Below are 14,225 nucleotides of genomic sequence, written 5' to 3' on the forward strand. Positions count from 1 at the left end.
TGAACTCAACAATTGCTGTCGAATCGTTATATTTTAAAATGAAATAGTCGTATTGGGTTTGTGTATTTACATTTTTTTTGCTGCCTAGATATTCACTTATTGTGGTAAGGCTGGGTCCTGAAGGAGACCATCTGGTATATTTGAATAATTTTCATCAATCATTGCAATTCTGCCATCGTCATTTAATGTTTTATAATCGTTGTCTTCTCTAAGCTTTACAATTTTTATTTGAGGGGGGAAATAGAACCCAAAACTACTGTTACCGTCGTAAAGCCACTTGCCCTTTTCTTCTTTACCATGAATCAAAATTGTTTTTGAGTCTTCACCTGAGTATTCTGAAAGATGAAGAGAATTTTGTTTTTTTGAAAATTCATTCTGGACGGATGCCGTGTTTTCACTGACATTAGACTCATTGTTATTTGCTGCGTGTTGAAGTTTACTACTCCTCTCCGCACTGTTATCATTTTGGCAGCCAGCAATTAGGAAGGATACTAGTAAACAAAATGCACCAAAGATAACTTGTTTCTTCATTGAACCCCCACTTTCAATATTTGGTAATTATTAGTATTAAGGTAAATTGTTTCGAAGACAATTAGGAATGCAGTATCACTGCTCTTTATTTGAGCAAAGGCAGCTGACCTTAGTCAACTGCCTTTGTGTCTCCATTGAGCTATTGTGCCCGTTAGTTCAGCAATAGGCGCCTTAGAATAAGAACAAAAGAAACTTCTATTGAATTGACAATGGAATTATTGGTGAGCTCGCCGTAATCTTATCTGCTACAACAGTATAGAATGCAGGGAATTTCTTATATAGATGATTAGGCTCTTCTTCTAAAATTCTTATGTATAATCCTTGATTGGCTATCGCGGACAAGATTTCTCCTAGTGTCCACTTCCTCAACAATACTTTATGCAAACTAGAACGTTCATTCTCAGGAACAAAAGAGGTATAAGCAATATCATCTTCTCGAAGCTCTGTATCGAAATAATCACCGTTGTCTTTTAAAACAATGCCATTTCCATCATCATTCAATAATTTATGTGCAAAAGGGTGAAAGTCTGTCAGAATGAAGCGACCATTTGGTTTCAACATGCGAGCAACGACTGAAAAAATCTGATTTAAATCGGAGAAATAATGCAAAATACCGAATTCCATCAAAACAATATCGAAATTCCTTAACTCTTCTTCATTAGAGATATTAAGAACATCTGAGTTTATGTAATTGACTTTAACACCTGCTGCTCTAGCAACATCCTGGGCATAACGCTTATTTTCCTCAGATATATCAACAATAGTTACTTCAGCACCGAGTATCGCTAAAGGTATTGCTTTACTCCCCGTTGAGCCTAAAAGATTAATAATTCGTAGACCTTTTAATTCTCCCATATACTTTAACCATCTTCGAAGTGGATATTTTGGATCTCTTTTTAGTTTCTCCGCCTGCTCAATCGGAGTACCAAAGTGATTCATCCAAGCATCGTATGCCTTAGTATTCCAAGCTAGTCTGTTTACTTTAGATTGCTTTTCTTGCATTATGCCACCTCTTTTTCAATGAATGGGATTGGTTTCCACGAAGCCAAAACACTTTAACAGATTCCCGTTCTATTGTAAACGTTTTTTGAACAAAACTGCCTCGTTAGCGGAACAGGCCACCACATTCGGCAGGCTATTTTTCGTTTTGTGCTATCGTCCCAGTTAGCTTAGCAATTATTGGGTTGTAATATTAACTATTACTGAATCTTCGTATTCCTTCTTGTCCTGCACCCATTTAAGTACGTATTCGTGAGTGATATTTTTACTTCGAAGTGAACGTTGTTAAGAGTAAATCCGTTAGTATTTGGCTGTATCAAGCTTGTAGAAACAGATAAGCTACCTTTAAGTGTAAGTGAAGGACTTACTGCTTCTGATTCACCTAAATAATCAAAATCAATTTTGTATTCATTAGTTTTACTACTTGGAGTTATTGAAACTTTCCAGTGCTTAGGAGATTTAGATAATGACCATTGAAATTGTGTTGTGTGTCCATCGTGTGTGATAGGTGAACTCTCTTTTTCACTCTTTCGGTTTTGTTCTTGAACTTTCTCTGAAAAAACATCAGAAATGTCGGCAAGATTATGTTTTTCAGCAACTAAAGTTTTATCATCGAAAAGTAAAAAAGAGGGGAACTTTTTTATTTTCAAGGACTGTGCCTTCTTATTTCCATCATCCGTAGAGACATCGTAAACAATAGGTGATAATACTGCTACCGTTACTGAAAAGTCATTAACTTTTTTTTTAATTTCTTCTGTATCTTTAGCTTCAGCAAAGACTACTAAAGTAAATTGTCCAATGTCTTTTGAGATGTATTCTTTGATAGCAGTCTCTTTACTCTTACAACCACCAACAAGAAATAGTGCCAAACTTAACGTGAGTAATGATATTACTTTCAACATCAATTTCCCTCCTGAATATCAGTTAGGCATAAGGGACAACGAAGCCTCAGAATCTAAGACCAATAGTCAACTATTCGTTACAGATGATTTTGCTAATGTTATGTATAAACATTTCCAACTGAAATCATAGACGCAAATTGAAATCAATTGTTGCGCTAATCTACCCCGATAGCTCAATGAAAGAATCTCACTTGTCTTCTGTTTCATTAATAACAATACCCCTGATCTGAACTCGAACTTTCTCACTAGGTAATGGGCGGCGAAGACTAATGTCGCCAGGCTCGGGTATAAATTCAGACCTATCTAGCCTTAATTCAAAGTAAAACTTTTACGGACTCCATTGTCTTTAACATTTCAACATAAGATGAACCAATAGCGTGACATCCAGGCAGTTCTTCAATAAGACCAAAAAAATAACTAGACTGATTGTTACCTTCTGGAACGAACTCCACGATTAGGTTTTAGTTCAATCATGTCCATAGTTTTTAATAATAAATTTATACTCAATCCAAAAGTGAAATGTTATGCCAATCATTATAAGTATGCTAAATATAGGACCTTCCCAAATTGATTTGATTCCTTCTAATAAATATAGAAAGATCGTCAGTCCTAAAGTAATAATTGCACTAAACTTCCAATTCTTAACAAAAAATAAGCTGTCAAATGAGTTTGATACATAACCATTCTTCTTTAATTTGATGTAGTTTCCTACTGAGCAAAAAATCACAAAACTCACTCCATTAAGCCATTCATTATTTCCATCTAGTAGATGCAAAGGGAAATAGTAAAAAATGATAATATTCACAAAGAGAATTGTTGAAAGAAATATAATGTGCCGATCTGTTATTCTAATATTATTTATTATTATCAATCCTTTTCAAAAAGTGATTAAGAAGTTTCGTCCTAACTTGACAATTTAACGAAACCACAAAATTCCAATCTTGAATTATTCGTGAAGGTAATTTATTAATCCTGCCTCTTGAGCTCAATAAAAACGGCTGCCGATAGTTGGAAGGCTGCCGTTTTGTCTGAATTAAGCCAAAGTACCCGATAGCTTAATGACAAGGATTGAATGTAGATTACTTCGTAACCTGAAATCCCTTCATTATTTCTTCAACCCGTCCATCCTTTGCAGAACCTGCGTATTCGTAAAATAATATAACATTTGCTACTTGATATTCGCTGTGCCTATACAACTCAGTTGCTGCTGTACTCTCTTCGAAATCCTTTAGCCCTTTTTCAGCTTTTTGGCGGGAGGAATAGACATAAAAGCTAATTAGCTGATTTGCATTTATTGCAAAAAATTCAGGTTTAACATTACTTAAAGACCTAATAAATACATTCTCTGGACTTAATTCTTGTGGTTCTGATAACAGAATATCTTTCGACTCGAAAGAAGCTTTAATCTGCTCTGACGTAATTTTCACATCTTCTTTTTTGCATCCTGTCATAATGAAGAAGCAAATAAACAAAACAACAAACATTACATTTCTCACGCACACACCTCACCTCTCTCCCATAAATTAGGACGTAAAATATAAGCAATTGTTGCGCTAACCAGCCCTGTTAGCTTAATAAATCAATAGGAGCAGCTGCCACGGCAATCTGCTCCTAATGTCGTTGAACTAACGCTACCCGATAAACGATACTTGGCGGACTAACTCATTGCCTTTACTAAATAGAGCAACTTCATTCGAAGATAACCATTGTATGTCTCCAAGATATTGAACATAAGCCCATTCGTTTGGACGATCCCGAAAAGCCTCAGTGCGAAGTATCTCTTGATTTGTATTATTAAAGACAATCAAGTAACCTATTACAACTGTTACTTCGTGCACGATATATAGCCTAGCTTTAAATCTTCTATCAGGACTTGAAATTGGCTTTCTCCAAAACCACTCGTTTTTCATATTTACTTCAATCACTTTTTCAAATGCTTGTCCGAATGGAACTTGATCCCATCCTTTTTCAGTAATAACCTTATCAAGCCCTTTTCTTAATATTTCAATTGTTACTTCTTTCTTTTGGTGATCATCCTTGGTGAAAAATGAATCTACGTTAAATTGAACCTGAACCGAGCAAACACCAGAAAAGTCTTTTACTTTTTCATCAGTGATTTCATCTACACAGTCAATTAGCACTTTCCATGAATCTGTGGTTTTTAGTTTGTCAAAAGATCTCTCGTATAACGAAACAATACAGCGGATTTGATCCCGAAATTGAAATCTTTTTTCTTTCCACGTTGCTTCATAGTCCTCTTTTGTCCCTGCTGTACTTATATATGGTATATCTAAATCGAACTCTTTTAAGATGGGCACTCCTAATCCTCCGATCCCTTCCATTGTTATTACAATTTCGGGCCATTGTTGAACTCTCGTGCCCGTTAGCTTAAAACATAGATGCAAGTATTCTTGCTGAAACTATATTTTCAATTTTTAAGATACTGTTTCCACATAACACAGCCAGCTTAATCAGGAATAGTTACAATTTGTTCCCCTTCTTTTGATAAGCCTCTTATTTGAGGAAGGAAGCCAGCTTGACCAATTGATTTTTCATAAGTAATAAACCATATTCTGGTCCCAATCGACATTTGGACGATTTTCGCTCTGTCTCCCATAGACTGAACCTCGAAAATATCTGGATTAGTAATAACACCATATGAAAAATATAAAGAGTTCTCATCACTATTAGAGTGACTTATGGATAAACCAGCATCTGGACTAAAAGATGCGTATCCTGTACCTGTCACCCAATCCCAATTATCCGATTGTTGTTTAAAAAATCCAGCACCTACACCGTTATTGCTTTTAAAGAAGATAAGCAAACCATTCCCCATTATCTCAGCATGTATAATCCCTTCATTTTTGAAATCTGCGGGGAACTCTCTTTGAATTTTTTCTATAATGGATTCGTTATTCTTTGTACATCCAGTTACCACAAGTGAAATCACAATGATAACAAAAATGACCCAATATATTAAACGCAAATTGACTCCCCCTATCCTAAGTGCACGTATCATTAATTTTAACGGTTCCATAGATTGGAAAGTTGCGCTAATCTGCCCCGTTAGCGGAACAGGCCGCCAATTATTCGGCAGCCTGTTATCGTTGTGCTCTCGTGCCCGTTAGCTTAATCACGATTTAATCGTTTAAGTTCATTAATTATTTCTAAAAGTATGACGATTGAACCTGTTATCAAAATTATTCCAAGAAAGACAGAGAGTACACGATGATCAGTAATTAGTTTATAAGCACCAGAAATTGAAGCAATAAGAAGTAAAATAAAGTTCCTTAATATATTTGAGTCCCTTCTTAAAAACGCCTTTATTCTCTCCATCTTGGAATCCCCCTTAACCATAATAATATCCTAATTAAAAAGAACTTTCTTCAGCTAAACTGCCTGTTAGCGCAATGAAATAGGAGCAGCTGCGAACCGCAAACTGCTCCATGATTCATTACGGTTTATTGAAGATCATAACTACGGCTGAGCGTTTTTCGATTAATTCTCATGAATATTCATAATATGAGATGCCATGGTTATTCGCCCATAGCTTCAAAGCATCTGCGATTCTAGGGCGTTCTGATTTCCAAAGGGTAATATCTATTTCGATTGAATGCCTTCTTAAACTGATAATAATTGTACGATAGTTTAGCTTAGAAATTGAAAGGGATTCTATTTCATGAATTTGATAATGGGCCGTGCCAATCTTCATACCTGAATCTTCAAGCGTCAAATAATACGGGTGTATAAGATTCCAAAGCCGTACACCGACACCCCAAATGCCAACAAACACAATTGTTGCTATCCCCATAGCAAGCCACTTAGATTGAACGCGAAATAAGTCTTTATAAAAAGACAAGCTTAGAAATAAACAAAACATCAAAAAGAAATGCATACAACCTGAACCAGATCTGAGCATTCGAAATCTCATGTCATGCTCCCTTTAACCATGATTTTCGGAAAGTTATTTTGAACTCATAGAATGGCTACCATTACTATGTATTATTCGCGGAACCACTGTACAATCCTGCCCGTTAGCGGAACAGGGCGACAGATGGTGGCAGCCTGATATCGCTGTGCTATCCGTACACTCTAGTAATGAGGAGCGAATGCCCAAAGTGTGAATGTGGTGTTATATGATGCTAGACACTCTAAAGCCTTAAATTCACAATTAAAATTGCTTGCCAATTGTTTTTTCAAAATGATTTTCATCTTTTACTTGGTCTATATATCCTTTGATTTCAAGATAACATTCATTAACTAATATGTTTTTATTATCTTCAAACTCTTTCTTTGGTGTAATAGCATTCAATATTACTTCTTCCTTCGGCTTTATATCAAGCTTATTGTTTTTGGCTTCCACCTTGAATACATTTCCTTTCGATCCACTGTCGGTTTTGAATGGATAACTAATAAATACGATGTTTTGCTTAATTATATGGCTCGATTTATTAGTTAACTTTATTGTGTAATAGACACCATTTAGATCTTCCGTTCTATTGGTTACTTCCAATGTAATTTTGTCACTATCTTCTGGAGTGAACGGTTTTGGGCTATCCGAACTACAAGCCGAAAGGAAGAACACAAATATTAAAATAACAACCAGTGACATAAAACGATTCTTCATTGACCATCCCTCGTTCCTTTTGCATTTTTCTGGTTTCATTTAACGTTTAATTTTGTGAACTTCGTAAAGTCCCCATGATATAGTTATTCGCGAATTGATTACACCATTCTGCCCCATTAGTTCAATCATTTCATCCAAACATTCTCTAATTTTCTTATGTAAACGGAGTCAGGCTCATCCTAATCTAAAACTTCGATGCCATGGTCATGAATTATCCCTTTTTGAATTAAGGTTTCAATATCATTGTTGGTAACATCGATAAAGCCCTCTTCAACACGTTCCTCTTCAACAAACAGGATATTATCACCGCTGTTCTGTAACAAATACCACGTGGTAATAGCTGCTGTTACGGGATTTCCTATTAGTTCCCTAGCTTTGCTTGCTGGGAGATGTGCTAACCCAATCAGTTCTTTTTTACTGTTATTTATAAGTACGTAATTTTGTCCCAATTTTTATCCCCCTACACTAAACTGCCCGTTAGCGTAACGAAGGCTGCCGTTCTTATGTTGGCGGACTCTTTTAATGTTTTTAATTATCGTGTCTTATTAGCTGAATGGTATCATTGATACTTATTATAAGATCGTTCTTTTCGATTACATTATTCAAGCTTATTCCTTAATTTTATGATTCCTTTAATAAGTTCGTCACGATTCTTTCCACTCTTTATCCAAATGGGAAGTCTGCTTGCCAGACTCTGATTCATATTTGGGAGTGTCTCGCGCAAAGTAGCATTAATATAACCATCCATAAAATCTAGATGTTCTTTATTATAAGCCCAAAGCAACTTCCCACAACAATTTGTCCTTAACCATAGTCTCAACCCCATAAAGGTTCCATTTCCCCAAGTACCAACTAAAGGATTAGTCAAAACTCCACAACGTTTACATTGCATAATATAACCAAATTTCCCATCTTTTCTCCTTAATCCTTTGGCACATTTCATACAATGTGGACACTCAATGAGAATGTCATATTTAAATAAAAAATCATAAATTCTTTCACCTTTATCTCTAAATCTTAAATTAGTCATAACCTAAGTTCTTCCTTTTCGCCGCTTCTTCATATTTTGCTATCGTACCCGTTTGCTCAATGAACTTTCCCAAATGGCACTTTAAGATTTGGTCCAACTATTCCTAGTTACTGTTGTACCGACCGCGCCTACCACTAACGTGATTGTAATGAGAACAATATTAAACAAAGTGTCCTCAGGTCCATGCACTACATGAATTGTATTATAAAGAAACAGAATTTCAATAAGTAGAACAAGAATCCAACAAGCAAAAATAGCAAAGCGAGCCATAAAAGTTACTCCTTATCATCAGTTTAATATTTGTGTAGGATTCAATGGAACAAACCATCACGAACTTAAGATTAACTTATTTGGGCTTAGTGGAAAGAGTATTTATTACTAACCTGCCCGTTAGTGTAATTAAGGCAGCAGATCGTTTCCGCGACTTCCTGCCTTCATATGTCAGTCAGCAATCTTCCCTGTTAGCGCAATAAATGTGGTAGTAACAATAATGATAATCCAATAAGGGCAAATACTCCTGAGATGATCCTTTGAATAATGAAATAAGACTTTGGCGGTTCTCTTAAGGCTTGCCAGCTTTTTGTTATTTTCCAGATATGATAAGGATTTATCGTTGCAAACAATGCAATTCCAGTCCATAGGCATAGGAATATAAAATAAACCAAGTTAAAATGTTCACTTCTGGTGGCACTCCCGATTGCCTCCCATAAATGTGTTTATTAATAATACGCCTATTTATATTCTGGGACGAACAAAAGCATAACTGCCCGTTACTTCAATTACAAACGGCAGCCGTTAATCAATGCAGCTACCGTCGTGTTCTATTACAACTTAATAGAGATAATAAATTGAGCCGCATACTACTACTCTACATCGGCCACAGCTCCGTATAATATCGATATTTTGTTATCTTTCTTAGTCCACGAAACATCTGCGCCAAGTTGTTCACTGATAAATCTCAAAGGTATATACGACGTACCGCCAAGCAGAAAGGCTTTAGTTTGTGATCCAATCGACTTTTCATTTAAGAGGATCTCTCCATTTTTGAAGTTTATTGATACGCGTATTGAAGGAGAACTTCCTTCTTTACTTCCGACAATAAGAACCTTGCTATTATTTTCATAACTTATGTTTGCATTAAGCATTACCAGTAGAGTTCGAAGTGGTATAAACGATTGGTTGTTCCGCATGATAACGCCACTGGTTAATAATACGTCTTCACCATTGACCTCTAACGATATTGGTTGACCAACAGGTACTGGGGTTATTGAAAGAGAAATATTTTGACCTGCTCCAAGTTCTGCATTGGTATTTGTTCCCCATCCCCACAAGGTACCATCATCCTTTTGCATGATAATGTGACTTCCAGCTGCTTTGATATTCATTACGTTAGTTGATAGTCGTTTAAATTTAGGAGCTTTCGACATTTTGCTTTGGGTAATAGGAGTTTCGAATAAATCTCCGCTATGTGTCAAAACAATTAAAGAGTCTCTAATGGTTACAGCGTCCTTCACTTCACCAATGGATGTAATCATTACTGGTGTTTGCTGTTTTGTCAGTTCCTCATTGGAGCTATTTATATAAGATCCACCGTACCAAAGTCTTGATTGGTCGTCGAGAAACATTCTGGAGAAGAAATCTGGTAGAATGGACTTGATTTTGACTAAACCTTTTACTTGTGTAGCAGATTCATTTGGTTCACCAGTCCAATACCAAACAGTTCCGTCGCTCTTTAACGCATGATTACGGTAAATATCTATAATGTCATCCAATCCTTTAACAGCAGACACTGGGCGTGGCATAAAACCACTATACGCCCACACAGTTCCATTATCCTTCAAAAATACCCAATTCCTACCAGGCATATAGGATGCGGGCTTATCAAAATTTGTAAGATCCGTAATATGATCGACATCTATCTTCTTTACAATCCGAAAATCGTAGCCAAAAATGTCGTTATCAACCCATGGAACAAAGAAGACATTACCATTTAAATCACGAATGGCCATCCCACCAGAACCCTCTGATTGTGCATAACCACCGTCCAATTCTTTAACTTGAATTAAATCAGCGCTATTATAATTAAACATGGTTTGTTTCCAAAACCACACTGTATTATCATTCTTCACAAAAAAATTGCCAAAACTAATCTTAACGTCTGAAATGCCTTGCACATGAGTGGGGACTAATTGGTCCCTACCCCACACCCAGTATGAACCGTCACTCTTAATTAATGAATTAGAATTATAATATTGAATGTTCGTGGAATTAGTCTCGGCCATAACCGTTGGCACACAAGAAATCGATACGATGAATATTAGAGATAATAACATTAGTCTTCTTAGCAAATTAATAAACTCCCTTCGAGCATCTATATTCAAAAAAACAGTAAGCAAAGTCCAAATGTTTTCTGTGATGGATGACCGACTTCAGAGTAACTGAGTGAAATTCGCCTTATTTATGAAGATATTTTTTCTAATCAGCTATATTCAGTTTTGAAATCTTGCGTCTACTATCCCCCTACCTTTTATAATTCTTCAAGATATTCCCATTCCCTGCCTGTTACACATAGACAAACAGGAGCAGTTCAGTCCATGTCGTCTGATAAATTCGCTTCCCTAATTCCTTCTGATAAACCGAAGGTAAAGAGCAGAAGCAGCATAAAGGTTAAGAATGATTACTCCACTACTAATTTTTCTTAGAAATGTGAATTGAAATCTTATTTTTTAATATTGTCCTATCTGAAAACTTCAATGTTTTACTATAATCAGCAATTACACCTACCGTATAGTCTCCTTCGGGAAGTGCGGACGGCTGCGGAGTTATTTGCATGTATTGATCATAATTAATGATGTTATTTTTCTCCATGTTGTACATAATTGCAAGTTGTTGAGCAATTACTTGAATATATTCTCCATCTTTCTCAAATGCGTTTTCAATAGCCATTGCGGCTTTCCCAAGACTTATACGATAACCAGAGGAATCTTCTAAATAAAAGTCTAAAAATGAACCACTAGAATACACAGTTATATTTTCATATGCCGTAATAGTAGACCATATCGATAAAGGTTCTCCAAATGTATAGTTGGATTTTCCTGAGAGTAGTTTTAATTGAAAATCCTCATTTTGGCTTTTCTCAACAACTTCTGATTTCATCGCGCGTAAATAATTGTTTGTGACATAGACAGATTTATTAGTGTTATCAAATCCAACTACTGATCCAGATTCTTCAGAGAATGCCCTCAATGGGATGTAAACGCGATTATTAATTATTCTAGGTTGTTGTTGCTCCCCTTGTAGCTCCTGGCGTTCGCCATTGATAAAAATCCCTATATTTTCAGAAGCATAAGTCATTGAACTACCCAATAAGCAACTTAGTCCTACTACCGCTATTAATTTGGACCTTTTCATAATAAACTTCCTTTCAACAAAGTGATGATTGTCGTTACCGTCTTATCGTCATTTAGTTGCGCTAAACATTCCCGTTAACGTAAAAAAGGCACCAAATCGTTTTATCCGTACTTCAACAAAACAATAGGAGCTGCCGTATGGCTATTTCCTCAGCTCTCCTTCCCATCTCCTTTAACTTTTATTACTTACAAAGGAGAAGTACGTATAACATCTTCACTTTTTTAGAGATTAGAAGGCAACCAAATCATTGGTTGCCTTTATTTGTGGTTAAACTATCCCTTGATCTGCCCGCTTTGTGTTACACTCAAACGCAAGTTAATTTTTACTAACGATTTGTTACTTCACTAAAAAATAGAGTTTATGGAGTCATAACTGCAACCAGGTTTGATCGTTGCCGTTTCTTGTTGAGCACTTTGACGTATTGTTACCCAGTTAGTTCAAACAATTTTACTGTAAGGTCACCTTATCAAGATGCAGTCACAAAATAATTACAAAGTATATACCGAATTGGTGAACCTTGAATGTTTTCAATAGATTCCCACATAATTTCATCTTTATAGACTCCACTTGCTTTAATTTCGTCCGTATTTATACCTGTTGAACCGTCTGGAGAGATCATACCTCTCGTACCTACAAAGCGAACCTTTGTGTTGGTGGCATAAAATATTATATTTCTGTTTAATTGTCCTTTTTCTAAGGCTTGAGAGGAAACATTGATGACTTTAATAACAAGCTTATTATTCTCATCGTTTGTATCATCCTTCACATATTGCACGCTCGATGGATGAATAATTCCCTTATAGAACGTGGCTAATCTTTGCATTTCATCAATGTGGGTAAGAGTTTCAGAACTCATAATGCGGGGATCTGCTAATTGTACTAATTTTATATCCTTTTGATATTCAATTTTAATCTCAAATGCGTCAGCAATAAAACGCATAGGTAACATTATTGTGGAGTTTTTCAAGACAACCTCAGTATCCAACAACTTGACTTCTCCATTTATTACAGCATGATTTTCTCCTTGAACCACAGATATTTTATCGTTCTCAAAGGATACGACTGCCCGTTTCTCCGAAACATTCCAAGATACATCTGCACCTAATAGATCACCAATTAGCCTTAGTGGAAGCAGCGTTCTGCCATTGGAGTCAATGTAAGGTAGTTGTTGATTTGAATAAACAACATAAGAATTATTGATTTTCAATTTAACAGACTGATCAGTTACCATTTCAGCATTAGCAGGATTGGATCTAAAACCAAAATAGCTAATCAATAAAATGCAGAGTAGCCCAATACAACGTTTTCTTTTCAACCACTATCACTCCTCTATAAAATATTAATAACTCATAGTAACTGCGCCTCTACTAGCGGAGCATTGGCAGTAACGTAATGGGCATTGCAATCGGCAGATTACTGCCTAAGCAATGGTAAATACGATATCGACCGTCACCACATAATCTCCGCTGCAATACATAACGGCGGCCTGAGTATTGCTCCTCAACGCCTGGTTATTCACGACAGTGACGAGCTACTCAAAGAAAGGCACCTGTTAGTGAGATCAACGTATTAGGCACTACTTTCTTCATGCGACCTACTGACTCCCTAATCAATATAGACGGATAATTTTGGAAATTGTTGCATTATCCTATCCTTCAAATTAAATAGCTTCAAGTCAAATAAAGCCAGCCGATTATACGGCTGGCTTTATTATTCTTTAAGTGCTCTCCGCGGTTATTTCCCTAAGAGAGGGTTTATGAAGTCAAGCTTTGAAGTTAAATTGCTCATATTATTTCCGTCTACTTCAATTGTCATAACTAAAACACCTTTCAAATCAATTTCAATATTTTCTTTCACAGTTCCAATACCGAGGGATACCTGTTTAAGAGTTATTCCGTCCTGATCTTTAAAGGTAATATTCCGTAGTACATCATCTGATTCGTCTCTACTGTTGTCATCAATACCAAGAGCTAAATTCAACTTTTTGTATTGATTATTAAGTGTATATTTCATTAGTACAGCAGCTTTAGGCATTCCAGTGCTTTGAATGCTAATTAGTGTAAACCCACTATTTCCATATTGTTTCGAGTTTACAGTCATCGATTGATTACTTTTAATTGACGGAGAAGATATACCAAGATACCCAGGATCAACCGTCGACACATTGTCTGGAGTACCAAGTGGACTTCCAGAAACCTTTTGGCCGATTATTACTGAGCTGTTTTTTGAATCCCAACTAACAGGGACGCCTAATAGATCAGAAGCAGTACGAAGTGGCACATATGTACTGCCATTGTAAATAAAAGGTTTGTTTTCAGTTGGAGTCTTATCAATCCCATTTTGGATTAACTTTACGCCAAAAAATGCTTCTATCTTCATTGAATTACTAGCAGCATAAGATACACCACTAAAAAATACAGCTCCTGCAATAAATCCGCCTGTAATTAGCTTCATATTCTTTATTTTACTCATGTTTATTCCTCCTGTTGTTTATTTACCTTTATATTTATCGGAAATCCAACTTCCATATTTTATAACATTAGATAAATGTTTTAACTGATTCAGCATTACTGCTCATCCAATCATTGTTTACATAAACTTATACGTAATAGAATGGTTGCGATCATATACGCAGACAGGCAGCTGATCGTTTTTGATCAGCTGCCTGTCTGCGTATATACAATTACTTATTTTTATTGTCCATCTAAAAAGACTGCCATTCCTT

General features: G+C 36.0%; 16 protein-coding genes. All 16 read right to left on the reverse strand.

Features of this window, described 5'->3' with window-relative positions; genetic code table 11:
* Positions 1 to 96: 96 nt before the first annotated feature.
* Positions 97 to 531, reverse strand: coding sequence for a hypothetical protein (locus BM412_RS12730; RefSeq protein ID WP_091218317.1), 435 nt, complete (start codon positions 529 to 531; stop codon positions 97 to 99).
* Between the two features lie 195 nt (positions 532 to 726).
* Positions 727 to 1,533 (reverse strand): class I SAM-dependent methyltransferase, encoded by an 807-nt coding sequence (locus tag BM412_RS12735; RefSeq protein WP_091218320.1) that lies wholly within the window; start codon positions 1,531 to 1,533, stop codon positions 727 to 729.
* Between the two features lie 197 nt (positions 1,534 to 1,730).
* A complete protein-coding gene (locus BM412_RS12740; RefSeq protein ID WP_091218321.1) occupies positions 1,731 to 2,432 on the reverse strand; it encodes a hypothetical protein in 702 nt (233 codons plus the stop codon).
* A gap of 1,079 nt (positions 2,433 to 3,511) precedes the next feature.
* On the reverse strand, positions 3,512 to 3,928 hold the full coding sequence (locus BM412_RS12750) for a hypothetical protein (RefSeq protein ID WP_256256288.1): 417 nt from the start codon (positions 3,926 to 3,928) through the stop codon (positions 3,512 to 3,514).
* Between the two features lie 135 nt (positions 3,929 to 4,063).
* Complete coding sequence (locus BM412_RS12755) at positions 4,064 to 4,750, reverse strand: hypothetical protein (RefSeq protein ID WP_091218327.1); 687 nt, start codon at positions 4,748 to 4,750, stop codon at positions 4,064 to 4,066.
* A gap of 149 nt (positions 4,751 to 4,899) precedes the next feature.
* On the reverse strand, positions 4,900 to 5,469 hold the full coding sequence (locus BM412_RS12760; protein WP_177245808.1) for a hypothetical protein: 570 nt from the start codon (positions 5,467 to 5,469) through the stop codon (positions 4,900 to 4,902).
* 92 nt (positions 5,470 to 5,561) lie between these two features.
* Positions 5,562 to 5,768, reverse strand: a complete 207-nt coding sequence (locus tag BM412_RS12765; protein WP_091218332.1) for a hypothetical protein — start codon at positions 5,766 to 5,768, stop codon at positions 5,562 to 5,564.
* Positions 5,769 to 5,937: 169 nt separating this feature from the next.
* A complete protein-coding gene (locus BM412_RS12770; RefSeq protein ID WP_091218335.1) occupies positions 5,938 to 6,363 on the reverse strand; it encodes a hypothetical protein in 426 nt (141 codons plus the stop codon).
* Positions 6,364 to 6,603: 240 nt separating this feature from the next.
* Positions 6,604 to 7,059, reverse strand: coding sequence for a hypothetical protein (locus tag BM412_RS12775; RefSeq protein WP_091218337.1), 456 nt, complete (start codon positions 7,057 to 7,059; stop codon positions 6,604 to 6,606).
* A 179-nt stretch (positions 7,060 to 7,238) separates the two neighbouring features.
* A complete protein-coding gene (locus tag BM412_RS12780; RefSeq protein ID WP_091218340.1) occupies positions 7,239 to 7,508 on the reverse strand; it encodes a hypothetical protein in 270 nt (89 codons plus the stop codon).
* 149 nt (positions 7,509 to 7,657) lie between these two features.
* The gene (locus BM412_RS12785) at positions 7,658 to 8,089 is read right to left on the reverse strand and encodes a hypothetical protein (protein ID WP_091218343.1); all 432 of its coding nucleotides are present in this window, start codon (positions 8,087 to 8,089) and stop codon (positions 7,658 to 7,660) included.
* Between the two features lie 461 nt (positions 8,090 to 8,550).
* Positions 8,551 to 8,754: a DUF6199 family natural product biosynthesis protein gene (locus BM412_RS32910; protein ID WP_371264776.1), complete on the reverse strand. Its 204-nt coding sequence runs from the start codon at positions 8,752 to 8,754 to the stop codon at positions 8,551 to 8,553.
* A 198-nt stretch (positions 8,755 to 8,952) separates the two neighbouring features.
* Complete coding sequence (locus BM412_RS12795) at positions 8,953 to 10,179, reverse strand: stalk domain-containing protein (protein ID WP_177245809.1); 1,227 nt, start codon at positions 10,177 to 10,179, stop codon at positions 8,953 to 8,955.
* Positions 10,180 to 10,777: 598 nt separating this feature from the next.
* The gene (locus BM412_RS12800; protein WP_091218354.1) at positions 10,778 to 11,500 is read right to left on the reverse strand and encodes a stalk domain-containing protein; all 723 of its coding nucleotides are present in this window, start codon (positions 11,498 to 11,500) and stop codon (positions 10,778 to 10,780) included.
* Between the two features lie 466 nt (positions 11,501 to 11,966).
* Entirely contained in the window at positions 11,967 to 12,815 is an 849-nt protein-coding gene (locus tag BM412_RS12805; protein WP_091218357.1) for a copper amine oxidase N-terminal domain-containing protein, read from the reverse strand.
* Between the two features lie 419 nt (positions 12,816 to 13,234).
* Positions 13,235 to 13,972, reverse strand: a complete 738-nt coding sequence (locus tag BM412_RS12810) for a stalk domain-containing protein (RefSeq protein WP_091218358.1) — start codon at positions 13,970 to 13,972, stop codon at positions 13,235 to 13,237.
* Positions 13,973 to 14,225 lie beyond the last annotated feature (253 nt).

Origin of the sequence: Paenibacillus sp. BC26 (assembly GCF_900116125.1) — a bacterium.
In the GTDB taxonomy this organism is placed as follows: domain Bacteria; phylum Bacillota; class Bacilli; order Paenibacillales; family Paenibacillaceae; genus Paenibacillus_Z; species Paenibacillus_Z lignilyticus.

Excerpts from the sequence above, each read along its gene's own strand:
- BM412_RS12735 (WP_091218320.1), bottom strand. The coding sequence starts at position 1,533 with ATGCAAGAAAAGCAATCTAAAGTAAACAGACTAGCTTGGAATACTAAG.
- BM412_RS12730 (WP_091218317.1), bottom strand. The coding sequence starts at position 531 with ATGAAGAAACAAGTTATCTTTGGTGCATTTTGTTTACTAGTATCCTTC.
- BM412_RS12810 (WP_091218358.1), bottom strand. The coding sequence starts at position 13,972 with ATGAGTAAAATAAAGAATATGAAGCTAATTACAGGCGGATTTATTGCA.
- BM412_RS12785 (WP_091218343.1), bottom strand. The coding sequence starts at position 8,089 with ATGACTAATTTAAGATTTAGAGATAAAGGTGAAAGAATTTATGATTTT.
- BM412_RS12740 (WP_091218321.1), bottom strand. The coding sequence starts at position 2,432 with ATGTTGAAAGTAATATCATTACTCACGTTAAGTTTGGCACTATTTCTT.
- BM412_RS12770 (WP_091218335.1), bottom strand. The coding sequence starts at position 6,363 with ATGAGATTTCGAATGCTCAGATCTGGTTCAGGTTGTATGCATTTCTTT.
- BM412_RS12760 (WP_177245808.1), bottom strand. The coding sequence starts at position 5,469 with ATGGAACCGTTAAAATTAATGATACGTGCACTTAGGATAGGGGGAGTC.
- BM412_RS12795 (WP_177245809.1), bottom strand. The coding sequence starts at position 10,179 with ATGTTTAATTATAATAGCGCTGATTTAATTCAAGTTAAAGAATTGGAC.
- BM412_RS12765 (WP_091218332.1), bottom strand. The coding sequence starts at position 5,768 with ATGGAGAGAATAAAGGCGTTTTTAAGAAGGGACTCAAATATATTAAGG.
- BM412_RS12800 (WP_091218354.1), bottom strand. The coding sequence starts at position 11,500 with ATGAAAAGGTCCAAATTAATAGCGGTAGTAGGACTAAGTTGCTTATTG.
- BM412_RS12775 (WP_091218337.1), bottom strand. The coding sequence starts at position 7,059 with ATGAAGAATCGTTTTATGTCACTGGTTGTTATTTTAATATTTGTGTTC.